The organism is Paenibacillus salivarius (assembly GCF_051307165.1).
Lineage (GTDB): Bacteria > Bacillota > Bacilli > Paenibacillales > Paenibacillaceae > Fontibacillus.
In genome coordinates this window covers 5,619,069-5,642,305 of the sequence record NZ_CP195592.1, presented here as the reverse complement: position 1 = coordinate 5,642,305, position 23,237 = coordinate 5,619,069, and the positions used below count along the sequence as shown (strand labels likewise).

The 23,237-nt window shown below is 49.0% G+C and carries 25 protein-coding genes and 1 tRNA gene; 20 read left to right on the top strand and 6 right to left on the bottom strand.

Annotation, left to right across the window (positions count from 1 at the left end; translation table 11 throughout):
* Window positions 1-515: 515 nt before the first annotated feature.
* A complete protein-coding gene (locus ACSFXJ_RS26140) occupies window positions 516-1,568 on the top strand; it encodes a C45 family autoproteolytic acyltransferase/hydolase (RefSeq protein WP_435923218.1) in 1,053 nt (350 codons plus the stop codon).
* Between the two features lie 150 nt (window positions 1,569-1,718).
* Here ACSFXJ_RS26140 and gntK read toward each other — a convergent pair whose 3' ends face one another.
* Genes gntK through gnd form a run of 4 tightly spaced genes read right to left on the bottom strand, consistent with a single transcriptional unit; the run spans window position 1,719 to window position 6,356 of the window.
* A complete protein-coding gene (gene gntK / locus ACSFXJ_RS26135; protein ID WP_435923217.1) occupies window positions 1,719-3,266 on the bottom strand; it encodes a gluconokinase in 1,548 nt (515 codons plus the stop codon).
* Between the two features lie 40 nt (window positions 3,267-3,306).
* Window positions 3,307-4,665 carry a GntP family permease gene (locus ACSFXJ_RS26130; protein ID WP_435923216.1) on the bottom strand — a complete coding sequence of 453 codons (1,359 nt, stop codon included), beginning with the start codon at window positions 4,663-4,665 and terminating at the stop codon, window positions 3,307-3,309.
* A 29-nt stretch (window positions 4,666-4,694) separates the two neighbouring features.
* Window positions 4,695-5,375 carry a GntR family transcriptional regulator gene (locus ACSFXJ_RS26125; protein WP_435925877.1) on the bottom strand — a complete coding sequence of 227 codons (681 nt, stop codon included), beginning with the start codon at window positions 5,373-5,375 and terminating at the stop codon, window positions 4,695-4,697.
* Window positions 5,376-5,390: 15 nt separating this feature from the next.
* Entirely contained in the window at window positions 5,391-6,356 is a 966-nt protein-coding gene (gene gnd, locus ACSFXJ_RS26120) for a phosphogluconate dehydrogenase (NAD(+)-dependent, decarboxylating) (protein WP_435925876.1), read from the bottom strand.
* A 229-nt stretch (window positions 6,357-6,585) separates the two neighbouring features.
* On the opposite strand from gnd, the gene rpmH reads away from it, so the two are divergent.
* The 12 genes from rpmH (at window position 6,586) to ACSFXJ_RS26060 (ending at window position 18,725) form a co-directional block, all read left to right on the top strand.
* On the top strand, window positions 6,586-6,720 hold the full coding sequence (gene rpmH / locus ACSFXJ_RS26115) for a 50S ribosomal protein L34 (protein ID WP_040735642.1): 135 nt from the start codon (window positions 6,586-6,588) through the stop codon (window positions 6,718-6,720).
* A 150-nt stretch (window positions 6,721-6,870) separates the two neighbouring features.
* Window positions 6,871-7,221: a ribonuclease P protein component gene (rnpA, locus tag ACSFXJ_RS26110; RefSeq protein WP_435923215.1), complete on the top strand. Its 351-nt coding sequence runs from the start codon at window positions 6,871-6,873 to the stop codon at window positions 7,219-7,221.
* Between the two features lie 75 nt (window positions 7,222-7,296).
* The gene (locus ACSFXJ_RS26105; protein ID WP_435923214.1) at window positions 7,297-8,184 is read left to right on the top strand and encodes a YidC/Oxa1 family membrane protein insertase; all 888 of its coding nucleotides are present in this window, start codon (window positions 7,297-7,299) and stop codon (window positions 8,182-8,184) included.
* A complete protein-coding gene (gene jag, locus ACSFXJ_RS26100; RefSeq protein WP_435923213.1) occupies window positions 8,181-8,906 on the top strand; it encodes an RNA-binding cell elongation regulator Jag/EloR in 726 nt (241 codons plus the stop codon). Before ACSFXJ_RS26105 ends, jag begins: the two co-directional genes overlap by 4 nt.
* A 921-nt stretch (window positions 8,907-9,827) precedes the next feature.
* A complete protein-coding gene (gene mnmE / locus ACSFXJ_RS26095) occupies window positions 9,828-11,207 on the top strand; it encodes a tRNA uridine-5-carboxymethylaminomethyl(34) synthesis GTPase MnmE (protein WP_435923212.1) in 1,380 nt (459 codons plus the stop codon).
* Between the two features lie 270 nt (window positions 11,208-11,477).
* Window positions 11,478-13,364, top strand: a complete 1,887-nt coding sequence (gene mnmG / locus ACSFXJ_RS26090; protein WP_435923211.1) for a tRNA uridine-5-carboxymethylaminomethyl(34) synthesis enzyme MnmG — start codon at window positions 11,478-11,480, stop codon at window positions 13,362-13,364.
* Window positions 13,365-13,369: 5 nt separating this feature from the next.
* Complete coding sequence (rsmG, locus tag ACSFXJ_RS26085; protein ID WP_435923210.1) at window positions 13,370-14,092, top strand: 16S rRNA (guanine(527)-N(7))-methyltransferase RsmG; 723 nt, start codon at window positions 13,370-13,372, stop codon at window positions 14,090-14,092.
* 217 nt (window positions 14,093-14,309) lie between these two features.
* Window positions 14,310-15,128, top strand: a complete 819-nt coding sequence (gene noc / locus ACSFXJ_RS26080) for a nucleoid occlusion protein (protein WP_435923209.1) — start codon at window positions 14,310-14,312, stop codon at window positions 15,126-15,128.
* Window positions 15,129-15,290: 162 nt separating this feature from the next.
* Window positions 15,291-16,052 carry a ParA family protein gene (locus tag ACSFXJ_RS26075; protein ID WP_435923208.1) on the top strand — a complete coding sequence of 254 codons (762 nt, stop codon included), beginning with the start codon at window positions 15,291-15,293 and terminating at the stop codon, window positions 16,050-16,052.
* On the top strand, window positions 16,045-16,884 hold the full coding sequence (locus ACSFXJ_RS26070; RefSeq protein WP_435923207.1) for a ParB/RepB/Spo0J family partition protein: 840 nt from the start codon (window positions 16,045-16,047) through the stop codon (window positions 16,882-16,884). The genes ACSFXJ_RS26075 and ACSFXJ_RS26070 overlap by 8 nt, the downstream gene beginning before the upstream one ends.
* A 162-nt stretch (window positions 16,885-17,046) precedes the next feature.
* The gene (locus ACSFXJ_RS26065) at window positions 17,047-18,207 is read left to right on the top strand and encodes an aminotransferase class V-fold PLP-dependent enzyme (protein WP_435923206.1); all 1,161 of its coding nucleotides are present in this window, start codon (window positions 17,047-17,049) and stop codon (window positions 18,205-18,207) included.
* Between the two features lie 17 nt (window positions 18,208-18,224).
* Entirely contained in the window at window positions 18,225-18,725 is a 501-nt protein-coding gene (locus ACSFXJ_RS26060) for a DUF4446 family protein (protein ID WP_435923205.1), read from the top strand.
* On the opposite strand, the gene yyaC is transcribed toward ACSFXJ_RS26060, so the two are convergent.
* Entirely contained in the window at window positions 18,697-19,308 is a 612-nt protein-coding gene (gene yyaC / locus ACSFXJ_RS26055; protein WP_435923204.1) for a spore protease YyaC, read from the bottom strand. The two genes, ACSFXJ_RS26060 and yyaC, sit on opposite strands and share 29 nt — an antisense overlap.
* Before the next feature lie 148 nt (window positions 19,309-19,456).
* Here yyaC and ACSFXJ_RS26050 point away from each other — a divergent pair, with 148 nt between their 5' ends.
* The 4 genes from ACSFXJ_RS26050 to ACSFXJ_RS26035 all read left to right on the top strand — a co-directional run bounded on the left by ACSFXJ_RS26050 (window position 19,457) and on the right by ACSFXJ_RS26035 (window position 21,141).
* Window positions 19,457-19,723 carry a DUF3343 domain-containing protein gene (locus ACSFXJ_RS26050; RefSeq protein ID WP_435923203.1) on the top strand — a complete coding sequence of 89 codons (267 nt, stop codon included), beginning with the start codon at window positions 19,457-19,459 and terminating at the stop codon, window positions 19,721-19,723.
* Window positions 19,720-20,637 carry a mechanosensitive ion channel family protein gene (locus tag ACSFXJ_RS26045; RefSeq protein WP_435923202.1) on the top strand — a complete coding sequence of 306 codons (918 nt, stop codon included), beginning with the start codon at window positions 19,720-19,722 and terminating at the stop codon, window positions 20,635-20,637. The genes ACSFXJ_RS26050 and ACSFXJ_RS26045 overlap by 4 nt, the downstream gene beginning before the upstream one ends.
* Before the next feature lie 15 nt (window positions 20,638-20,652).
* The gene (locus tag ACSFXJ_RS26040; RefSeq protein WP_435923201.1) at window positions 20,653-20,889 is read left to right on the top strand and encodes a DUF951 domain-containing protein; all 237 of its coding nucleotides are present in this window, start codon (window positions 20,653-20,655) and stop codon (window positions 20,887-20,889) included.
* Between the two features lie 161 nt (window positions 20,890-21,050).
* Window positions 21,051-21,141: transfer RNA gene (locus tag ACSFXJ_RS26035), tRNA-Ser, on the top strand.
* 384 nt (window positions 21,142-21,525) lie between these two features.
* On the opposite strand, the gene ACSFXJ_RS26030 is transcribed toward ACSFXJ_RS26035, so the two are convergent.
* Window positions 21,526-21,723, bottom strand: coding sequence for a YjzC family protein (locus ACSFXJ_RS26030; RefSeq protein ID WP_435923200.1), 198 nt, complete (start codon window positions 21,721-21,723; stop codon window positions 21,526-21,528).
* 223 nt (window positions 21,724-21,946) lie between these two features.
* On the opposite strand from ACSFXJ_RS26030, the gene rpsF reads away from it, so the two are divergent.
* Genes rpsF through rpsR form a run of 3 tightly spaced genes read left to right on the top strand, consistent with a single transcriptional unit; the run spans window position 21,947 to window position 23,048 of the window.
* A complete protein-coding gene (gene rpsF / locus ACSFXJ_RS26025) occupies window positions 21,947-22,231 on the top strand; it encodes a 30S ribosomal protein S6 (RefSeq protein WP_155604535.1) in 285 nt (94 codons plus the stop codon).
* Window positions 22,232-22,274: 43 nt separating this feature from the next.
* Window positions 22,275-22,757, top strand: coding sequence for a single-stranded DNA-binding protein (gene ssb / locus ACSFXJ_RS26020; protein ID WP_435923199.1), 483 nt, complete (start codon window positions 22,275-22,277; stop codon window positions 22,755-22,757).
* A gap of 21 nt (window positions 22,758-22,778) precedes the next feature.
* Window positions 22,779-23,048, top strand: a complete 270-nt coding sequence (gene rpsR, locus ACSFXJ_RS26015) for a 30S ribosomal protein S18 (RefSeq protein WP_082207605.1) — start codon at window positions 22,779-22,781, stop codon at window positions 23,046-23,048.
* Window positions 23,049-23,237: the final 189 nt, after the last annotated feature.

Genomic DNA, 23,237 nt, shown 5'->3' with positions numbered 1-23,237 from the left:
AGCGGTCACTCCTTTAAAATCTTCCAATTGTGGCATGAGCCATGCAGAAGGGGTCGAAAAAACATAAATAAAGGGGGATTTTATCCCCATGAGTCAGAAAAGTGGAATGATTATAAACAAGAACAATTTTAAATTGTTCACAATGTTATCCACAACCTGTTAATAATTATGTTTGCAAACATAGATATTCACAACAAAAGCAATATAATCATAGCAAAAGAAGGCTTATATTTCAATGCGCTGCTGGTTTTTATCCACAAATTCAATAACTTGTGTATAATTTTAATTCACACCACTACATATTGTTTATAATTTGTTTAGAATTCGACAGAAACCGAGAAAACTCGAAAAAAATATACACAGGATATCTTTCTCATTAGCCAAAATTCTCGTCTCAATCTGTGTATAAATTTTTGGCATATCGGAACAGCAAAAACGATCAAGAATTTTATTTTTTCCTCCTCCACAATGAAGGCAGTAGCCATAAAAGTTTCTTTACAAGGGGGAAGAGGACGATGATCATGAAACAAGCCTTTACGACAGAATGGAGGGGAACGAGTTACGAAATCGGATACAGCCTTGGCGAATTCACGAAGGAGATTCCGGAACTGAAGACCTTTCATACCGGGGGATTTGACGGTTTGGATGAGGGGAAAGCGAAGAAAGCCGCTAAATTGTTTGACCGCTGGTGCCCCGGACTTTCCGCGGAATTGGAGGGATTTGCCGATGCGCTGGATGTCAAAGCGTCTAAAGTCTTCTATTATGCAATGACCTACCTGCAGCCCCGGTGCAGCCAGATTGCCGTACTGCCCGGTATTTCCGGAATCGGGAACCCCTTATTGGCACGGAACTATGAGTATAGCCCTGATGCCGAGGATTTTACGCTGGTGAAAACATCCGTGGCCGGAAAGTATGCCCACCTTGGCACGAGTGTATTATTTTTCGGGAGAGATGACGGTGTTAACGAATGCGGACTTGCCGTGACGATGAGCTCCTGCGGAATTCCGGTTGGTGCACTGCCGTATATGCGCAGCCCGAAGGTGACCGGATTACAGTTTTGGGCGGTGATTCGCGCGCTTTTGGAAAATTGCAGAGATGTAACAGAGGCATTGGCTTATATGAAAGACATGCCGATCGCTTATAATATGAATCTGATGCTTGTGGATAAAAGCGGCCATGCGGCGCTCGTTGAGACGCTCGATGGCAAAATGGCCGTTCAACAAATCGAACGTGGCAGCGAGAATCGGCTGCTCTACGCCACCAATCATCCGTTGTTGCCCGAACTGATCCCTTACGAGCCGCAGGCGATGCGCAACTCCTTGCAGCGTTACGAATTGATCCGGGATACGCTGGAAGGGAAGGATGAGGTTACGGAAGAGGATTTAAAGAGGCTGCTGACCGGTAACTATCCTGAAGGCCTGGGTTGTCCTTATTATGACGATTATTTCGGTACGACCAAAAGCATGATTATCGATCCGGCAAAAGGGACCCTACAATTATGTTGGGGGGGACAGAGCGCCAATGGATGGCTCACATATACATCCGCGAACCGCTTGGTGAAACCGTGATGGACATCGAATTGCGTTCGGAGAAAGCAGATCCGGAATTTTTCGAGTTTGTCCCTATCCAGTGGAAAACCGGTAATAATAGAGAAGACCCGCTCGGGAGTCATGAGACTCCAAAGCGGGTCATTTTTGTGGTTATAAACTTTCCTGGAATCATTCTTTGGGCAGACCGCGCTGGAATTTGGCGATTGCCTCATAATCCTCCTCAAGCTTGCGTGAGATGCGGATATATATAGGAAGTAGTTCTTTATATATCGCCGCGTTCTCCTTGATTGGCGTATGCTCGAAAGTGCCGCCGACCATGTTCGAAACCGCATCGAAGGAATCGATTTTACCGAGGGCGTACAGACCCAGCACCACGGCGCCGAGACAGGAGCTTTCGATGCTTTCGGGAATGATGACTCTTTGGTCGAAAATATCGGCCAGCATCTGCCGCCAAAGCGGGGAGCGGGCGAATCCGCCGGTAGCCTGGATTTTTTTCGGCTGCCCGATTTGTTCCTCCATCGCCAGAAGGACGGTATATAAATTGTAAATGACGCCTTCCAGCACGGAGCGGATCATATGCTCCTTCTGATGATGCAAGGTCAGACCGAAGAAAGAACCGCGGGCGTTCGGATTCCATAACGGGGCACGTTCACCGGCCAAATAAGGATGGAACAGGAGGCCATCCGACCCCGGGCGTACTCTTTCGCCGATTTTGGTCAATACATCGTAAGGACTGATCCCGAGCCGTTTGGCGGTTTCCACCTCGGAAGCGGCGAATTCGTCGCGTACCCAGCGGAAAATAACCCCGCCGTTGTTGACCGGTCCGCCGATGACCCAATGCTTCTCCGTGAGCGCATAGCAGAAAATGCGGCCCTTCGGATCCGTTTTCGGCCGGTCCACGACCGTGCGGATCGCTCCGCTTGTACCGATCGTTACGGCTACGACGCCCGGGTCGATCGCGTCGACGCCGAGATTGGACAAGACGCCGTCGCTGGCCCCGATGACAAACGGAGTGGAAGGGAGAAGACCCATTTCTTCCGCGTAAGCGACGGACAGGCCGTTCAGGATGTGCGTGGTCGGCACAAGCGCGGACAGCCGATCCGGCGTAATGCCGGCCACGCGGAGCGCCTCCTCGTCCCAATCGAGCCGTTCGAGGTTCATCAGGCCGGTACAGGAGGCGATGGAATGATCGACGACATATTCGCCGAACAGCTTGGCAAAGACGTACTCTTTAATCGAAATAAACTTGCTCGCTTTATTGAAAATTTCCGGCATGTCATGGCGCAGCCACAACAGCTTCGAAAGAGGGGACATCGGGTGGAGCGGGGTGCCGGTGCGCAAATAAATTTCATGTCCGCCCAGCTCGTTTTTAAGTTTTTCCGCCCATTCGACACTCCGGTTGTCCGCCCAGGTGAGACACCGCATCAAGGGTTTTCCGTCCCCATCTACCGGGATGACGCTGTGCATGGCCGTGCTGAAGGAGACCAGCAGGACATTTTTCGGGTCGATTCCGCTCTGATCCATGATTTGCTTGAGCGAAGTCAAAACCGCCGCGAAAATTTCCTCCGGATCCTGCTCGGCCACGTCGGACGTAGGCGTGTATAAAGGATACCCCTCATTGGCCGAGGCGACGATCGTTCCGTTTTCCTCAAATAATACCGCTTTTGTACTCGTCGTTCCGATATCGACCCCGATCATATATGAAATTTGACTCATTTAAAGATACCTTCTCTCCCTAAATTGATTTCCAACGATGTTAAAACATGCTGATAAGAAGTATTAGCGCCAGGCCGACAACGGAGAGGATCGTCTCCATGACGGTCCAGGATTTCAGGGTTTGCGGGACGGTCATGTTGAAAAATTCTTTAACCATCCAGAATCCCGCGTCATTGACATGGGACAAGACGATCGATCCGGCGCCGGTGGCAAGCACGACGAGCTCGACGTTGGCTCCCGGCGTAAGGGCAAGCACCGGAGCGACAATGCCGGCTGCCGTGGTCATCGCTACCGTGGCCGAACCGGTCGCAACCCGGATCAGGGCGGCCACGAACCAGGCGAACAGAATGACATTGACATGGGCGCCGGTTGCGATTTCCGCGATGGCGTTACCCACGCCGCTGTTGATCAGCACCTGTTTAAACGCGCCGCCGGCGCCGATGATCAGAACGATCGTAGCGATCGGAGCCAGACATTCGCTGGTGAACTTGGAGATTTCATGCTTCGTAAACCCTCTCGAAAAGCCGAGGGAGAAGAAGGAGAACACGACGGCGATCAGCAACGCCATAATTTCATGGCCGATAAATTCGCAGAACAGCGTTATCGGGCTGGTTGCGTTCGGATCGATAATGTCGGCGATGGAGCCGACCAGCATCAAAATGACCGGCAGCAGGATCGTAAAAATGGTAATCCCGAATCCCGGCAGTTTCCGCTCGCCTTTTACCGCAAATTGCTCCGCCAGCTCGGCGGGAGGTTCCAGAACGATGCGCTTGCCGATGTATTTACCGAATAGCGGACCAGCGATCACGGCTACGATGACGCCGACCACCAAAGAGTACAAAATGGTGCGTCCGAGGTCCGCGCCGTAGGCGTCAATGGCGATCATCGGCGCGGGATGCGGCGGAACCAGGCCATGAACGGTCGAGAGGCCGGCCAAAATCGGAATCCCGATTTGCAGCAGGGACATTTTCGTTTTTCTGGCGACGGTAAAGACGATAGGGATCAGCAGGATGACGCCGACTTCAAAAAAGACGGGAATCCCGACGATAAAACCGACGATCATCATCGCCCAATGGACTCTTTTTTCTCCGAACAGATCGACTAGGGTCGTGGCAATTCGTTCCGCACCGCCGGATTCGGCCATCATTTTGCCGAGCATGGTGCCCAGACCGATGACGATCGCGATCGTGCCGAGCGTTCCTCCCAATCCGCTTGTGATCGAGCTGACCACGTCAAGCGGCTTCATTCCGGCAAGCAGGCCCAGCAAAAGAGCGGAGATGAGTAGTGTTACGAACGGGTTCCATTTATATTTAGAAATTAAAATGATGAGAAATACGATGGTCACCAGGGTCCACAATAACAAGGTGGCGTTGTGACTCATGTTGAATAAGGTGCTCATGATGCTCCTCCTTTTTATTTACCCCAAGCTCAATTGGATTCTTTCATGCTGGTATGCAAGGTGTTCCGTGAATCCTCGAAGTATTCTTCGATTCTCGCCGAAATGACCGCCGGATTCCTCGATTCCAACCCTTTAAGCAGTTTGCGATGTTTATTGACGACATATTCAACTTTTTCATCCCCATGGGAAAACACTTCTTCGGTCGTAATGAGCATCACGGTCATCACAATTTGCCGGATGCTGTTCCATAAATGTAAAATCCGCGAATGCTTTGCCGACGTAATGATGGCTTCATGAAAGGACAAGTCCTGAAAAGCAAATTCAACGACATCATGATATTTGGCGGCGAGCTCCATTTTATCGATGATCTGCTGCAGCCGGGCAATCCGGACCGACGGATCATCCGCGGCCAGACGTTGCCAGGCGAAGCTTTCGATAAGATACCGGACATCGTATAGCTCTTCGATATCCTTTAAGTGAAGGCCGTTGACCACGGCACCCATCCGCTGCAAAGTGATGAGCCCTTCGCCAGACAGCGTTTTCAAAGCTTCACGTACCGGGGATCGGCTGGCTCCAAAGTCCGACGCGATGCGGTTTTCCGATAAAATCTCGCCCGGTTTGATGGTGCCGTTAATGATTTGAAGGCGCAGCTCACAGGCGATCGATTCGCCTAGAGAGCTGCCCTTCAGCCAGGAAGGAGGGAATTTCATCATCGCATCCCCGCCTTATTTCGCGGATTCGACCGCGTGGCCGCCGAATTCGTTACGCAATGCCGCAACGACTTTACCGTGGAAAGTGTCGCATTCCAGGGACCGGTAGCGCATAAAAAGGGACAAGGCGATGACCGGTGCGCTTGCTTGTAAATCCAGAGCCGCTTCCACGGTCCATTTGCCTTCGCCGGACGATTTCATAACCCCGCGAATGCCTTCCAGCTTCGGATCCTTGGAAAAGGCGTTCTCCGTCAATTCCATCAGCCAGCCGCGAATCACCGAACCGTTGGACCAGACGCGGGCCACGTCTTCGAAATTATATTCGAACGGGCTCTTATCCAACACTTCGAAACCTTCGGCGATCGCCTGCATCATACCGTACTCGATTCCGTTGTGGACCATTTTCAGGAAATGGCCGCTGCCGTTTTTACCGGCATATAAGTATCCTTTTTCAACGGCAATGTCTTTAAAAATCGGTTCGATGCTGCGGAAGACGTTCTCGTCCCCGCCGATCATGAAGCAGCCGCCCTGATTTGCTCCTTCAATGCCGCCGGAAGTGCCGACATCAAAAAAGTGAATGCCTTTATCCGACAATTTGTCGGCGAGAGCCAACGAATCTTTATAATGCGAGTTGCCGCCGTCAATGACGATATCGCCAGGGGAGAGCAGGGGAATGAGCGTATCCACCACGGAGTTTACGGCCGGGCCTGCGGGAACCATAACCCAAACGATCCGCGGCGCCTCCAGGGATTGAACAAGCTGTTCAAGGCTGGAAGCGGGAGTCGCTCCTTCCTTTTGCGCATGTTGAACGGCTTCGGCGTTCATATCGAATGCAACGACTTCGTGTTGATGCCGAATCAGGTTATGGACAAGATTGAAGCCCATTTTTCCCAGCCCGATCATGCCTAATTTCATAAAGAAAACATCCTTTCCACACCAGTATACTTGTATACAACTTACTTTTTTATCATACTTTTTTATTTGTCTGATGTAAACCGACCTTTAATAGCCGTGCAAAATTACTTTTCCACATGTGTATAACTTTTATTCGGGAGGAAGATCGACAAAACTGTGGAAAACTTTAAAAAAGATATGCCAGGCTCGGTTGACTTTTTAATGGGGTTATGATTAAATTTATAGAGGCATTTTCTGTGGAAATGAAAATGGTAAACATAAAAATAACCGAATCCTTTTAAGGGGGTGCAATACATTGAAACCGACTTTTAAACCAAACGTAAGCAAGCGCAAGAAGGTACATGGTTTCCGTAAAAGAATGAGCACGAAAAACGGCCGTAAAGTTCTCGCTGCTCGCCGTCAAAAAGGCAGAAAAGTTCTGAGTGCGTAATGCGTGTACAAAGACCACTACGGTGGTCTTTTTTTAAATTGAAGACTCTAGGATTACGGGGCCCCCGCAAAGATATCGGATGGAAGTTAGTTGAGTGCATTTCCCCGCTTTGTGGGGCTATTTTGTATCACGAAACAGGAGAATAGGCTCGTGCATAGAAAGCTCAGATTAAGAAATCGGGCGGACTTCAGCCGGGTATACCGGTACGGGAAGTCATTCGCCAATCGTCAGCTCGTCGTCTATTATTCGTCCAAGCCCGAGGTGGAGCGTTTTCGGCTTGGCGTTTCGGCCAGCAAAAAAATCGGCAACGCCGTGGTCAGGAACCGGATGCGCCGCTTGTTAAAGGAGATTGTGCGACATCATGAACCGGAAATCCGCGAGCATGTGGACCTGATTCTGATCGTGCGCGCCGGGGCTGTCGGAATGGAGTACAAGGAACTGGAGAAAAGCGTGATGCATGTGCTGCGCAAAGCCTCGCTGCTCAAGCCTTTAGGGCGATAGCTGAGCTTGTTTCTTTGTCCATTTAAATATGTTATGATTTACGATGATGGATAGGTTTAAGAGAGGGGTTTTGAAGTGTCGCGTATTTTGAAAAACAAAAGGATTTGGCTTCTCCTTTCCCTTGCGGTCGGCTTAATGATTTTGTTGACCGGTTGCGGTACGCAAAGTAATAATTTCGCAAGCACTACGGAAGATATGCGGAACAGCGGTTCCTGGTGGACGTCGAACGTCGTCTATTACTTCTCGCTTGCTTTGGATACGTTTGCGGATTGGTTCGGCGGAGCCTACGGTTTGGCCATCCTGGTCATGGTATTGATCGTCAGAACATTAATTTTGCCGCTAACCTTGAAACAAGTCAAGAGCTCGAAGGCTATGCAAGCGATTCAGCCTCAGGTACAAAAGATCAGAGAGCAGTATAAAGATAACCCTGAAAAAATGCAGCAAGAAACGATGAAATTGTTTCAGGAACACAAGGTCAATCCGATGGCCGGCTGTTTTCCGCTGCTTATTCAGATGCCGGTCTTTATTGCTCTGTATAATTCGATCATTCACAATTCGAGGATCAGCGAGCATTCCTTTTTATGGCTTCAGCTGGGCGAACCGGATAAATGGTATATCTTACCGATCATTGCCGCAGTGACGACATTCATTCAGACGAAGATGATGTCAAACATGAACCCGAGCGGTATGCAGGGTCCGATGCAATTTATGATGTTTGTCTATCCGGTTTTGATTTTTATTATGGCCATGAACTTTGCCGCAGCGCTTCCGTTGTACTGGATTTTCAGTAACCTTTACACCATTGCGCAAAACTTCTTTATATATCGCAATAAACCGGAACCAGTGCTGGCAACCAATAGCGGCACGACTGTTCCAGTTTCCTCCGGTAAGAAAAAGGGCGGTTCGAATTTAAAAGCCGGTCATCCCGGTAAAGGTGCCAAGGGGGCAAAAAAATCGAAATGAGAACGATAGTGACGTCGGGAAAAACCGTTGAAGATGCTGTTAAACAAGGATTGGCCAAGCTCGGCACCACCGAGGATCAAGTCGCCGTGAATGTGTTGGAGCAGCCATCAAAAGGATTCCTGGGACTGATTGGCGTCAAGGAAGCCAAGGTCGAGCTGACCTTGTTGCCTCAAAACGACGCGCCGTCGGTTCCGCCGCAAGGAACCCGTTCGGAGGAGTCTTTGCCTGTTTTCCATGAACAAAAAGAGGCAGACATGAAATCTGAACAGGATCCATATGAAATGGCGGCGTCATTTATCAAGGACGTCGGTACCAATATGGGCCTTCATATCGATGTGGAGATCGACCATAAGAAAGACAGTACGGTCCTGAACATTTCCGGCAGCGACCTTGGCGTTATGATTGGGCGTCGGGGGCAGACCCTCGATTCTCTGCAATACTTAGCTAATATTATCGCTAATCGTTACTCTGATTCATTTGTCCGCATCGTGCTGGATGCGGAGAACTTCCGGGAACGGCGGAAGAAAACGTTGGAGGATCTCGCCGTAAGGCTGGCGGGTCGGGTCGTGCGCACCCGGAAGGAAGTTGCGCTTGAGCCGATGTCGCCGCAGGAGCGGAAAGTGATCCATTCCAAGCTTCAGGATCATGCTGAAGTGAAGACCTACAGCAAAGGCGAAGAGCCGAACCGCCGGGTCGTGATTACACTGAAGCAGAGTAAATGATGCAAATGCGATTTATGTAATGGATGTAATGATGCGTTGGATGCAATGACGGGTGGTCGTCATTGCATATTTTTTTAGGGGCGGTCACCCACCCAAACCCTCCCTCTAGGGAGGGCCCCCCAGGGCGCTGCCCTAGGGGATTACCCGAAACTGGGGGAACGTGGGAGTGAAAGAGACGCTCCTACGCGGCTGTCCCCATTTGGGGATGCGCCTTACTGTGGTGGATGGATCGCTTATCCCCCTTCGGGGCCGCTTTACTTTTGGAGCACCCGTTCGACCTGGGGAGTTGGAGAATTCTTCTGCTTTCGGCTCACCCGGGCTTCTGGAGTGGCTGGAGTCTCTTGTCGCCCCTTTGGGGCACGCTATACGGTAAGCGCTCCTGCATTTATGGAGCGGGGAGTTAGTATCGGCGGGGGTACCTGCAACATCGTGCAAGGAGGACGCTGTCCCCTCCGGGGATACGCTAGCTGTAGGCGCAGGGAAAGAGCATGAGAGAGATGCGAGCGGAGTTATGTGCAATCATGTGCAAGGAGGACGCTGTCCCCTCCGGGGATACGCTGGCTGTAGGTGCAGGGATAGAACATGAGAGATGCGAGCGGAGTTAAGTGCGACCATGTGCAAGGAGGTGCTGTCCCCTCCGGGGATACGCTGGCTGTAGGTGCAGGGATAGAGCTGGAGATAAATAAGAAAATGAGGTAGAGGCAAGGGAGTAAAATGATTCCGGAGAAACGAAAAGCTTTCTGAAAGAAAGCTGCTTCGGGAGCATAAGCTTGTGGTCGCCTTTGCGACCGGATTTCATCCGATTATGAATTTATACATTCAAGAAATCTGGGAACAACAGCGATCGGAGGAACATTTTACGTACTTGCCCCAACATCCATATAGCTTCACACATACATTTCAAAATCGAGGTGACAAACCATGTTAAGCGATACAATCGCTGCGATATCTACAGCGGTGGGAGAAAGCGGGATCGCCGTGATTCGCATCAGCGGACCGGAATCGATTGCCGAAACGGAGCGGCTGTTTCGCTCGAAGACGCCGTTGACGGAAGCGGAAAGCCATACGGTGCATTACGGTTTTATTATTGACCCGGAGACGGGGGACAAGATAGAGGAAGTACTCGTTTCGCTGTTTCGGGCGCCGCGCTCGTTTACGACCGAAGACGTGGTGGAAATCAGCACGCACGGGGGAATTATTTCGGTGAAGCGCGTGATGGATCTGCTGCTCCAGCAGCGGGGGATTCGCCTGGCGGAGCCGGGGGAGTTCACGAAGCGCGCCTTTTTGAACGGGCGGATTGATTTGTCCCAGGCGGAAGCGGTTATTGACCTGATTCGTTCGAAATCGGATCGGGCTTTTTCGGTGGCGCTCAAACAGGTGGAGGGCGACTTGTCGCGCCGGATCCAGACGATGCGCCATTCGCTGGTGGAAACGTTGGCCCATATTGAGGTCAATATCGATTATCCGGAGCATGACGTGGAGTCCATGACGACCGAGTTTATCAAGCGTAAATGCTCCGAGGTGACGGACGGCATTGATGCGCTTTTGAAAACGGCAAATCAGGGCAAAATTTTGAGGGAAGGGATTACGACCGCGATCGTCGGCCGGCCGAATGTCGGCAAATCCTCGCTGCTCAACGCACTGGCCCGTGAAAATAAAGCGATCGTCACCGATATTCCCGGAACGACGCGCGATGTGATCGAGGAATACGTGACGATCAACAACATTCCGCTGAAGCTGCTCGACACGGCGGGAATCCGCGAAACGATGGACGTGGTCGAGCAAATCGGGGTGGAACGCTCCAAAGCCGCAGTCCTCGAAGCGGATTTGATTTTGCTTGTTTTAAACAGCTCGGAGCCGCTCCACGAAGACGAGCTTCAACTGATCGAGCAGCTTTCGGGACGCCCGACTTTGTTGCTTCTGAACAAGATCGATTTGCCGCAGCAACTGGACCGGGAACAAATCAAAAAGTACTTTGCTACGGATAACATCGTGGAGCTTTCCGCAAAAACGCAGGCCGGCCTGGATCATTTGGAAGAGGCAATTTCCCGGCTGTTCTTTGGCGGGCAGTTGGAGTCCGGCGATTTGACGTATGTGAGCAATGTGCGCCATATCGCTCTGCTCAAGAAGGCGAAGCAGTCGCTGATCGATGCGTATGAGGCAGCGGACAGCGGCGTGCCGATCGATATTTTGCAGATCGATGTGCGTCTCGCGTGGGAACAGCTTGGGGAAGTGATCGGCGATTCGGCGCCGGATGCGCTGATCGATCAGATTTTTTCGCAATTTTGCTTGGGAAAATAGAAGTTCAGGCCTATTATCCACTATATAAGATGAACTAATGAAATGGATGTGGGGGCAAGTGCGTAAAATGTTCCTCCGATCGCTGTTGTTCCCAAATTTCTTGATTTTAAAGAATCATAAGAAGTTGAAATCCGATCGCAAAGGCGAGCACTAACGTTTCTCCGGAATCATTTTACTCCCTTGCCTGCATCTTATTCTTGAGTTCATCTTATATAGAGATCATGGTATTATGAAGAGTACTGCACAACGTGTTAGAGGAGGGTTTATAAAATGGGCTATGAAGCCGGAAATTATGACGTGATTGTCGTCGGTGCAGGACATGCCGGCTGTGAATCGGCGCTTGCCGCGGCCCGGATGGGCTGCAATACGCTGATGATCACGATTAACTTGGATATGGTCGCATTTATGCCATGTAATCCGTCGATCGGCGGACCGGCTAAGGGCCATGTCGTTCGCGAAATCGATGCGCTTGGCGGCGAAATGGGCCGCAATATCGATAAAACATTCATCCAAATGCGGATGCTCAATACCGGGAAGGGCCCGGCCGTTCATGCGCTTCGTGCGCAGGCGGATAAATTTTCGTACCAGCACACGATGAAGGAAACGCTGGAGAAAGAAACGAACCTGACTTTGCGCCAGGGAATGGTCGAGGAACTGATCGTGGAGGACGGGAATTGCGTCGGCGTCATTACTAAAACAGGTGCTGAATACCGGGCCAAGGCGGTTGTGTTGACGACCGGAACCTATCTTCGGGGTAAAATCATCATGGGTGAACTCACTTATGAGAGCGGTCCGAACAATCAGCAGCCTTCCGTGAAGCTGTCGCAAAATTTGAAGGAGCTCGGTTTTGACCTGGTTCGCTTTAAAACCGGTACGCCGCCGCGAGTGCATAAGGATACGATCGATTTCTCGCAAACGGAAATTCAGCCGGGCGACGAAAATCCGAAGTTTTTCTCTTATGAAACGAAAAGCTCGGACAACGAACAGCTCCCTTGCTGGCTGACGTATACTTCGGCGGAGACGCATGAGATCATTAACGGAAATTTGCATCGGGCTCCGATGTTTTCCGGCATTATCGAAGGGACAGGACCACGCTATTGTCCTTCTATCGAAGACAAAATCGTCCGGTTTGCCGATAAGCCGAAGCATCAGATTTTCCTGGAGCCGGAAGGGAAAAATACTTCTGAGTATTATGTCCAAGGGCTCTCGACCAGTATGCCGGAGGATGTGCAGCTGCGGATGCTGCGGTCCATTCCGGGGCTTCAAAACGTCGAAATGATGCGTAACGGTTATGCCATCGAATACGATGCGGTCGTGCCTACGCAGCTATGGCCGTCCTTGGAGACAAAGCATCTCCCTGGACTGTTTACGGCGGGACAAATCAACGGAACGTCCGGTTACGAAGAGGCGGCGGGGCAAGGCATTATGGCCGGAATCAACGCGGCCCGCAAAGTTCAGGGCAAGGAAGCGGTTGTTTTGGACCGTTCGCAAGGCTATATCGGCGTTCTCATTGATGATTTGGTAACGAAAGGGACAAATGAACCGTATCGTTTGCTGACCTCCCGTGCGGAATACCGCCTTTTGCTCCGCCATGACAATGCCGATTTGCGTCTGACTCCGGTGGGGTATGAGATCGGCTTGATCTCCCAAGAGCGTTACGACCGATTCCTTGATAAAAAAGCAAAGGTTGAACGCGAAATCGAACGGCTGCGGGAGACGAAGGTACGCCCTGTGGATATCAATCCGCTCCTGGAATCGATCGGCTCTGCGCCTATTCAGGATGGGAGTAACTTGCTGACCATATTGCGCCGGCCTGAAGTTAGTTATGCACATGTGGGTAACTTGTTCCCTTCCGATGTGGAGTTGGATGAGGAAATGAAGGAACAGGTTGAAATCCAGATTAAATATGCGGGCTATATTGAGAAGCAATTGCTTCATGTTGAGAAATTACAAAAAATGGAAAAGAAAAAAATCCCGGAAAATATCAAATACGCGGATATACAGGGGCTTGCGATTGAAGCGCGGCAAAAGCTCGATAAGATCCGTCCGATTTCCATCGGTCAGGCTTCCCGGATCTCCGGGGTTACGCCTGCGGATATCTCGATCTTGCTCGTTTACTTGGAACATTATAATCGGGTAACCGCGGCAGGAGGGTAAATCGATTGGATCCGATACAATCTCATTTTACGAATTTGTTGAAGGAACAAGGCATTAACCTTACTGCGGAACAGCTGCAACAGTTCGAAACGTATTATGAGGAGCTTGTGGCTTGGAACGAAAAAATGAACTTAACCGGAATTACCGAAAGAGAGCAGGTATATGTTAAGCATTTTTATGATTCCGTCACGCTATCCTTCTATATAAAGATGGAACAAGTCAATAACATGGCGGATATCGGTTCGGGTGCCGGCTTTCCCGGGATTCCTTTAAAAATCTGTTTCCCTCATTTGAAGTTGACGATTATCGATTCATTGAACAAGCGAATTCACTTTTTGCAAAATGTGGTGGATAAGCTTGGATTAACAGAGGTGCAACTGCTGCACGGCAGAGCGGAAGATATGGCACGAAAAGATGGATTAAGGGATGCCTTCGATTTGGTTACGGCACGTGCAGTCGCGCGGATGGCCGTGTTAAACGAATTTTGTTTACCTTTCGCCAAGCAAGGCGGTACCTTCGCTGCCATGAAGGGAAGTAACCCGGAAGAAGAAGTTAGGGAATCTGCACGGAGTTTATCCGAGTTGAAAGGGAAAATCGCAGGGAGCTTTCATTTTTCCCTTCCATTGGAAAATTCCGAACGACATATCATTCTAGTTTCGAAAACGGGAGTAACCCCCAAGAAATATCCGCGCAAAGCAGGTACACCTTTAAAATCACCTCTTATATAAGCAAGATTGTCAAAAACCCTTAGCAAATTGTTCCACGTGAAACAACTTGCTGAGGGTATTTTTTTGATTGGAGTTTACGTTATTTTTTATTTTAATAGAATAGGATTATAGAGCAAAAAGTGGTAGAATAGTAATATCGCTATTCATTGTCGGGGCAATGGGCTCCACGGGTTGTGGATACCAGTTGTCACTATGAAATTAGGTGGTAATCAGCGGAATGAAAGAACAATTTTCCAAATTGTTTGGTTTGACCGAACGTTCGAACGGTGATGAAGTAAAACAAATTCCGGTGGGGGATATCGTAGGAAGTCCTTATCAGCCCCGGACTATTTTTGATGACGAAAAAATTGATGAACTGTGCCAAACGATTCGCACACATGGTGTTATTCAGCCGATCGTTGTCCGTTACCGCAATGATAAGTATGAGATCATCGCAGGTGAACGGCGTTGGCGTGCGGTTAAAAAGTTGGGAATGGAGACCATCCCGGCGATTTTGCGGGACTTTAACGATTCCCAAGCTGCTTCCATTGCGTTGATTGAAAACTTGCAACGTGAAGGTCTGACGGCGATTGAGGAAGCGTTGGCGTATCAAAATTTGATCGATTTGCATCAATTGACTCAAGAGAGCTTGGCCCAACGGTTAGGGAAGAGCCAGTCCACGATCGCCAACAAAATCAGATTGCTGCATCTCCCGGATACCGTCAAAACGGCTTTGATGGAAAGAAAAATTACGGAACGCCACGCAAGAGCACTACTTTCATTGGATTCGGAAGAATTGCAGTTAAAGGTTTTGGAAGAGATCGTTTCCAAAGAACTGAATGTAAAACAAACGGAAGCCAGAATTGCTTTTTATAAGGAAGCAGCGAAGAACAAAAAGGTATCCCGGCGTATTTCATTTACAAAGGACGTTAGATTGGCATTAAATACGATTCGTCAATCGATCGATATGGTCTCGGGTTCCGGCCTTGCCATTAAGACTGCGGAGAAAGATCATGAGGACCATTACGAGATCGTCATTCAAATTCCTAAAAGGTAAAATGTCTACGCTGACCAACCGAGAGGTCTGAGGTCAGTTTCTTTTTCATGGCAGTTGGTTATGTCGCCAGGAGCGCTGTGGTCTTTTTGTAGCAACAGCATGGTGAATACTCAAATAACAAATCTACAAGAAGATTCTTCTATTATATTGAGGTGAAATGGATTGTCTAAAATAATTGCCATAGCTAACCAAAAAGGGGGCGTCGGCAAAACGACGACTTCCGTTAATTTGGGGGCGGGATTAGCAACGATCGGTAAGAAAGTGCTCCTCATCGATATTGACCCGCAAGGAAATACGACCAGTGGGGTAGGCATAAACAAGGCAGATGTTGCTAACTGCATTTATGATGTATTAATTAATGAGGTTCATCCCCAGGAAGCCATTGTTTCGACTGAAATTGATGGACTCGATATTATTCCGGCAACGATCTCGCTCGCAGGTGCGGAAATTGAACTGGTTCCAACCATTTCCCGTGAGGTTCGTTTAAAGAAATCACTATCTCAAATCAAACATTTATACGATTATATACTAATCGATTGTCCGCCGTCGCTTGGCATTTTGACGATTAACTCCTTGACGGCCGCCGATTCCGTATTGATCCCGATTCAGTGTGAGTATTATGCATTGGAAGGACTGAGCCAACTGTTAAATACGGTCCGCTTGGTTCAAAAGCATCTGAATACATCGCTTCAGATTGAAGGGGTATTGTTAACGATGTTCGATGCCCGCACCAATTTGGGGATTCAAGTCATTGAAGAAGTGAAGAAGTACTTCCAGCAAAAAGTGTATAAAACCGTTATACCCCGGAATGTCCGTCTGAGTGAGGCGCCTTCCCACGGTCAATCGATTATCACCTATGATCCTAAGTCAAAAGGCGCAGAAGTGTATTTAGAGTTGGCAAAGGAAGTGGTTTCCTATGAGTAAGCGCTTGGGCAAAGGCTTGGACGCCTTAATTCCTTCACTTTCGGTTCAAGACGATGACAAGGTGATTGAGATACCTCTCAACCAACTGCGTGCCAATCCTTACCAACCGAGAAAAACGTTTGATGAGGAAGCAATTCGCGAGTTGGCGGAATCAATTCGACAGCATGGGGTCATTCAACCTATCATTGTAAGAAGCGTGTTGAAGGGCTATGAAATTATTGCCGGCGAACGACGTTTCCGCGCATCGCAATTTTGTGGCAAGACTTCGATCCCAGCGGTTGTTAGAACGTTTTCCGACCAACAGGTAATGGAAATCGCTCTGATCGAGAACCTGCAGCGGGAAAATCTAAACGCTATGGAGATTGCGGTTGCATATCAGGGCTTAATGGATCAGTTTCAACTGACACAGGAAGAACTTTCCTTAAAGGTAGGGAAGTCACGTTCTCATATCGCTAACTTTCTGAGATTGCTGTCCTTGCCGGAGGAAGTTAAGGAATATGTTTCACGTGGAACATTATCTATGGGCCATGCAAGAGCGTTGGTCGGAATTAAAGACCCTGGAAAGATTAAGCAGTTGGCAAAACAGTGCATCGATCATGAATGGAGCGTTCGTGAGCTTGAGGATGCCGTTCAACAGCTCGACCGCAATAAACAGGAAAAACCAAAAGCCGCAAATAAAAAGCGTGATCCGTATATGGAAGAAGTAGAAGTGAATCTACGTGAACGCTATAAAACGACGGTTAAGATCAAATCGAACAAAGATAAAGGGAAGATCGAAATTAACTTTTACAGCAAACAAGATTTACAGCGCCTGCTCGATTTGTTGAATTGACCCAAACAATGACATATCCGGCATTCCTGCAGGCATGCGTTGACGCCTTCAAAACAGGGACAAGGGTATGTCATTGTGACGTTAAGATGGATATTTGAAAAACTGCATCGAAAAATCTACCAATTTGAAGTGATTGCTGATCTGCGATAGGGGGTAATCGATATGGAACGGCCATCCGCGATTTACTTGGATCATGCTGCGACTTCATGGCCCAAACCTGAGAGTGTAGGATTGGCCATGTTGGAAATACTAAATGGACCATCAGCCAATTCCGGGCGCGGAAGTTACGGAATGGCATTGAAAGCTGGGCGGGTGTTGTTTCAAACCCGAATACGCTTGGCTGAGCTGTTTCATATTCACAACCCGAATGATATCGTGTTCACCTCGAATACGACCGAAGCCTTGAATTTAGCGATCAAGGGTCTTCTGAAGCCGGGGGACCACGTTATCGCGACCATGGTGGAGCATAACTCTGTACGCAGGCCTTTAGAATACTTGAAGAGGACTCGTTCCATCTCGGTAGATTACATGCCTGTAAGCCCAAATGGAGAATTGGATTTGAAAGCTTTCGAAAATGCATTCCGAGCTAATACAAAACTTGTTGTATGCGCACACAGTTCGAATCTTTTGGGAAGCATTCTACCTATAGAAGAACTTGGAAAAACCGCTCATGATCACGGGGCGTTGTTGCTTGTGGATGCTGCGCAAACGGCCGGAGGTTTTCCGATTGACGTACAAACGATGGGGATCGATATGCTCGCATTTCCGGGTCATAAAGGTTTGCTTGGCCCGCAAGGGACAGGGGGGTTATACATCCATCCGGCTGTGAATCTGGAACCGCTGCATCACGGAGGAACGGGCAGTCAATCGGAAGCGCTCGAAATGCCGGATGTCCGGCCGGACCGTTATGAAGCGGGGACGCAAAATGCCGTCGGGATCGCAGGGCTTGGAGCTGGAGTCCAATATGTTCTTGAACAAGGCGTAGAGCAAATCTATAAACATGAGTGGCAATTAACTCAAAGGCTGATGTCGGAACTGAATACAATACAGGGTGTATCATTATTGGGACCGGAACTGGGTAAGCCAAGGACCGGCATCGTCACATTTAATATAAAAAGCCTCGATGCATCGCAGGTGGCTTTCCAATTGGATCGGAAGTTTGGAATTGCGGTGAGGGCAGGGTATCATTGCACCCCCCTCGGGCATATGACAGCCGGAACGTCAACCGGTGGAGCCGTGCGTGCTAGCGTGGGATGCATGACGTCGGAAGATGAAATCAGTTCACTGGTTTCCGCTGTTCAAAGTATCGCAAAGGATATTTAGACATAGGGGAGAATAACATGCGGGAGTGGAATCAACTCATTTTAGATCAACTGGCATGGATTGTCGGAGGAGTGGCCGTAGCTATACTATTGTTGCTTGTCTGGAACATTGTTCAGGGAGCCAAGCTGCGGAAGCTACGCCGAAAATACATGCTTATGATGAACGGTACAGGAATAGAAGACCTGGAAGACCTGCTCATCGATTTGAAGAACGGACAAGGCAAGCTTGAGGATGCGCAGGCGAAGCAGCAGCAGGATATCGCGAGAATAAGCGCATTACTCCCCAAACAAAAGTCCAAAATCGGAATCAAGCGGTACAATGCCTTTGGCGAGCGCGGAAATGAGCTAAGCTTCTCTCTCGCCATTGTTGACGATCTGAAGGATGGCGTGGTTATTACGGGACTATACAGCCGTGACGGCTCTTACGTTTATGCGAAAGCCCTAACTAAGGGCGAATCGACGCATGCGCTTTCAAACGAAGAAGTCGAGGCTATTGCTCTCGCCGGTTCAGAGGAATGAAGCCGCGGTTCCATTCCTTAATGGCTGCATAAAGACTGTGCGCGATGATTTCAGATAAACGCATAACCAAGCTAAGACGAGTATTTTGCAGCACAAAATACTCCATAAAGCCGCCGACGTTGACGATACCCGTGACATGGATATCGCCGACCGGCGGCAGTTCTTTATTTACGCCCGCTCCGGGACGCAGGGGGCCTTGTACAACCTGAATGGAGCCTACGCTGGAAGTTTGACCCAAACAAGCATCAATCCCGATGACGAACGGATTGGTGAACGTATGATTGATTTTTTCAAGCGTATCTTTTAAATTCATGGCATGAACCGGTTCTTCCAAAGTTCCGTAAAGATGAAATTGGTTTCGGAAATTCATTTTGGACAAGGCGGTCCCGACCAGCGGTCCGAGACAGTCTCCTGTGGAACGGTCGGTGCCGATGCAGACGATGACAATATCCTGAACGGGAGATACCTTGGCGAAATGCAGGAGCAGACGATGGATAATTGCTGAGTGAATACCGGGCTCGGTATGCGGTATTTTTAAATACGGAATGTCTTGCCCAGGTACAGAAGGTTGAATTTGCGACATAGAATCTTCCTTTCCCGAATCTGGTTTCGCATCATTGGTTAGGTAGATCTGGCGGATATTAGTAGATAGTATATGGAAATAAGTAACGTTATATACTCGGACTAAAGTCACGGATAAAAAAGGCCGAAAAAGGTGGGGGAGGCTCGGTATGGAAGATTGGCTGGTTATGGCTTTTGACTCCACGCAGCAGGCGCTACGTGCCGAAATGCTGCTCGAATATGCGGAAGTGGAGATTGATATTTGCCCGACTCCCAAGGAAATTACGGCAGGCTGTGCTTTGTCCATTCAATTTCCGAAGGAATCCTTGGATATGGTAAAAAAAATAGTACATCAAGAGTCGGTGGAGATTCGGGGGATCTATTTCCGGAAGGACGGCGGATATGATAACATCAGCTTGGAGGAGGAGAGAGGATGAATCTCTGGTTGCTTGATGAAGTCAACGATCCGGCGGATGTCATTGAAGCCGCGGTCACCTGGAAAGACAAAATATGGAATTGGTTTACGGATATGAATATGTGGGAAGGCGTATTGTTTTCCGGGCTGAGGATTGTCCTCATTTTTTTGTTAACCCGATTATTCGTAAAAATCATCTTTCGCATTATTGACCGTTCATTGGAGAGAAGAGAGAAAAGCCGCTTGCAGGTCAATCCGCGCAGGTTCGTTACGGTTGGCGAGCTGCTGAAAAATGTAACGTCGATTACCAGCAACTTTATTATGGTCATGCTTATTCTGGGTGAAATCGGCGTGGAACTCGGGCCGTTGTTGGCGGGGGCCGGCGTCGTCGGTTTGGCCATCGGTTTCGGTGCCCAGAGCATGGTCAAAGACGTGATTACAGGCTTCTTTATCATATTGGAGGATCAATTCGCGGTTGGGGACGTGATTCAAACCGGGACCCTGAAGGGAACCGTGGAGATGATCGGCTTGCGATCGACCCGGCTTGTCAGCTGGACGGGGGAGGTACATATCATTCCGAACGGAATGATCACCAACGTGACGAACTACTCGATCGGGAACGCGCTGGCCGTGGTCGATTTGCCGTTTAGCAACGCCAGAAAGCTTGAGGAAACGTTAGAGCTGTTGAAAAAGGCCATGCTGGCATTATCGGAGCACAGCGGGGAAATCACTCAGGTTCCTACGGTAATGGGCGTACAATCCCTCACAACGAGCGAATACGTCGTTCGGATTGCTGTTGAGTGTATGCCAGGCGTTCGGGCGGATGTTGAGCGTCAAATCCAAATGGCGGCCAAAGAGGCGCTGGAGGAAGAAGAGTTGAGGCTGGCAAATGAAGCACGGGCTGGACAAGACCAGCCGAAACTTGGGGAATCATGAACTGGAGGGATCAAGGTGGAGCGGAAATCTTTTCAATTGGGTGATATCGTATTAATGAAGAAAAATCATCCTTGCGGAAGCAATGAGATGGAGATTATACGCATGGGGATGGATATCCGGATCAAGTGTGTGGGATGTAAGCACAGCGTATTGGTGCCGCGTGCGAAGTTTGAGAAGAACATGCGTAAAGTGCTCCGGTCCGCTGCTCCTGAAAATGCAAGCCAGTCCAATGTGGAAGACCAGGACGCTTAATTAGGATGGGATTAGAAATTTGATCATCCGGCTCCTTAGATGAGTGGGAAGACGGAAGGGTAAAAAGAGAGTCGGATGAATTTACATTATTTGTAAAACAACATTCATGCATTTGGTGTTGCAATCAATAGAAATTCATGATATACTCATTCTTGCTTGCTGGAGAGGTACCCAAGAGGCCCAAGGGGGTTGACTCGAAATCAACTAGGCGTCGCAAGGCGTGCGTGGGTTCGAATCCCACCCTCTCCGCCATTTAACTGAATGAATATTGAAGCCCTCTGTATAAATCATACAGAGGGCTGTTTGTTTGCTGAACACTTATTATCAGAGCGAAAAAAGAAAGGACCCTTTCGGGTCCTTTCCTGGTCGACGGTGTGCTTATTTGGAATTCTTTTCTCACATCTCAAGAAACGGTCGACTTTTGCGTGTGCAACCCGGATTAATGAAGAGGGGTCTTCGTTTAACCCGAGATCTTGGCTTCTACAATGAAGTGGTCAAGACTCCAGAATGAAATGTTGCCCTCGGATACCTCCAACGGAACCACACCTCTCTCTGCAACACCGTCTGATTGTATTATGGGCAGGATACGGGATTATATACGCCTTAATCAAAAAATCCTTTAAACCCTTGGCCTGCTTAATGGACACGTGCTTTCTCGGCCTTTTTCCACTTGCGGTCCTTGTTGGAAGGTTCAGGGAAGGTTTCACCACGCTCCATCGTAATGCGTTTCGGATTTTGAATTTGGGTATGGAAGCTCCGTGCTTCGCCAACCTCCACGTAGACGCCCGGATTCGGCGCCTTATCGCCTTCTTCAAACTCGGTTCTTTCTCCCAAGGGGATACCTCCTTTCTAATTGTAAATCCGTTATATTGTGCCGCAGCGGACGCCTAAACATGTGTCGTGTATAAGGGGGAGGGCCCTGGTTATTATGGAATGTTTTGAATGCTTGCGCAGGATCGGCATATTTGATATATTATTATGGTGCGAGTTTAGACTCGCTCCTTGCTCCTGAGCGTTAAACGTATTGGGGGCCATAGTCCACGAGGAGGTGAACCAGATGCGCAAATACGAAGTGATGTACATTATTCGTCCTGATGTTGAACAAGAAGCTGTTCAAGCTACAGTCGAAAAATTCCAAGGCATCATCCAAAACGGCGGTGAAATTACCAAACATGACGTTATGGGCAAACGCCGGCTTGCGTATGAGATTAACAAGGTCCGTGACGGAGTTTACGTGCTCGTGAACTTCACAGCTACTCCTGAAGTAGTTGCTGAGCTCGAACGGATTCTGAAGATTTCCGACGAGGTTATCCGTTATCTCATTACAAAAGACGTAGCCTAATCTTCAAGTTTTGTAGAACACATGCCCGAAGGAGGGGATTTGATTGTTGAACCGTGTCATTCTGATCGGACGTCTTACCCGGGATCCGGAGTTGCGTTATACGCCATCCGGTGTGGCGGTCACCCAGTTCACTATTGCGGTGGACAGACCTTTTACATCGCAAGGCGGCGAACGTGAGGCGGATTTCATCCCGGTCGTCACCTGGAGACAGCTTGCCGAAACTTGTGCAAACTACTTGCGCAAAGGTCGTCTAACGGCTGTTGAAGGACGCATTCAAGTGCGGAATTACGAAAATAACGAAGGTAAACGTGTTTACGTCACCGAAGTCATTGCCGATAATGTCCGTTTCTTGGAATCGAACCGCGAAGGCGGAGCAGGTGGCGGTGGCGGACAGCGTGAGGAGTCTCCATTCGGAGGCGGCGGAGATACAAGCCGCAGCAACAATTTCTCGCGCAGCAATCAAAACGATCCATTCTCCGATGACGGGAAACCGATCGATATTTCGGATGACGATTTGCCATTTTAATTACGGAAAGGACTGAAAAGCATGAGCTTCAAACAAAGAGAAGGCGGAGACGACAAGAGACCGGCTCGCCGCGGCGGCCGCAACAAGCGTCGTAAAGTGTGCTACTTCACTGTGAACAAAATTACTCACATTGACTATAAAGATACTGAGCTGCTGAAGAAATTCATCAGCGAACGCGGCAAAATCTTGCCTCGTCGTGTGACTGGCACAAGCGCGAAGTATCAACGTCTTTTGACAGTAGCGATCAAACGCTCCCGTCAAATCGCATTGCTGCCGTACACTACGGAGTAATCGAAGACCGGAACAGCCGGATTCCTTGCGAATCCGGCTGTTTTTTGTTTATATCGGAATTATTCGAAAGTTGTCATGTTAAGGGAGGGTAAAGAACAATTTAAAAAGTTATTGACGTCAGGTTAATTAACAAGTATTATTTACAATAATCAAGTTGGAACAATTCCCCAAACAGCAAGAACCCGCTAA

What these genes read in the sequence shown, in the direction of transcription:
- ACSFXJ_RS26140 (WP_435923218.1), top strand. Translation starts at nt 516, where the DNA reads ATGATCATGAAACAAGCCTTTACGACAGAATGGAGGGGAACGAGTTAC.
- gntK (WP_435923217.1), bottom strand. Translation starts at nt 3,266, where the DNA reads ATGAGTCAAATTTCATATATGATCGGGGTCGATATCGGAACGACGAGT.
- ACSFXJ_RS26130 (WP_435923216.1), bottom strand. Translation starts at nt 4,665, where the DNA reads ATGAGCACCTTATTCAACATGAGTCACAACGCCACCTTGTTATTGTGG.
- ACSFXJ_RS26125 (WP_435925877.1), bottom strand. Translation starts at nt 5,375, where the DNA reads ATGAAATTCCCTCCTTCCTGGCTGAAGGGCAGCTCTCTAGGCGAATCG.
- jag (WP_435923213.1), top strand. Translation starts at nt 8,181, where the DNA reads ATGAGAACGATAGTGACGTCGGGAAAAACCGTTGAAGATGCTGTTAAA.
- mnmE (WP_435923212.1), top strand. Translation starts at nt 9,828, where the DNA reads ATGTTAAGCGATACAATCGCTGCGATATCTACAGCGGTGGGAGAAAGC.
- mnmG (WP_435923211.1), top strand. Translation starts at nt 11,478, where the DNA reads ATGGGCTATGAAGCCGGAAATTATGACGTGATTGTCGTCGGTGCAGGA.
- noc (WP_435923209.1), top strand. Translation starts at nt 14,310, where the DNA reads ATGAAAGAACAATTTTCCAAATTGTTTGGTTTGACCGAACGTTCGAAC.
- ACSFXJ_RS26070 (WP_435923207.1), top strand. Translation starts at nt 16,045, where the DNA reads ATGAGTAAGCGCTTGGGCAAAGGCTTGGACGCCTTAATTCCTTCACTT.
- ACSFXJ_RS26065 (WP_435923206.1), top strand. Translation starts at nt 17,047, where the DNA reads ATGGAACGGCCATCCGCGATTTACTTGGATCATGCTGCGACTTCATGG.
- ACSFXJ_RS26060 (WP_435923205.1), top strand. Translation starts at nt 18,225, where the DNA reads ATGCGGGAGTGGAATCAACTCATTTTAGATCAACTGGCATGGATTGTC.
- yyaC (WP_435923204.1), bottom strand. Translation starts at nt 19,308, where the DNA reads ATGTCGCAAATTCAACCTTCTGTACCTGGGCAAGACATTCCGTATTTA.
- ACSFXJ_RS26050 (WP_435923203.1), top strand. Translation starts at nt 19,457, where the DNA reads ATGGAAGATTGGCTGGTTATGGCTTTTGACTCCACGCAGCAGGCGCTA.
- ACSFXJ_RS26045 (WP_435923202.1), top strand. Translation starts at nt 19,720, where the DNA reads ATGAATCTCTGGTTGCTTGATGAAGTCAACGATCCGGCGGATGTCATT.
- rpsF (WP_155604535.1), top strand. Translation starts at nt 21,947, where the DNA reads ATGCGCAAATACGAAGTGATGTACATTATTCGTCCTGATGTTGAACAA.
- rpsR (WP_082207605.1), top strand. Translation starts at nt 22,779, where the DNA reads ATGAGCTTCAAACAAAGAGAAGGCGGAGACGACAAGAGACCGGCTCGC.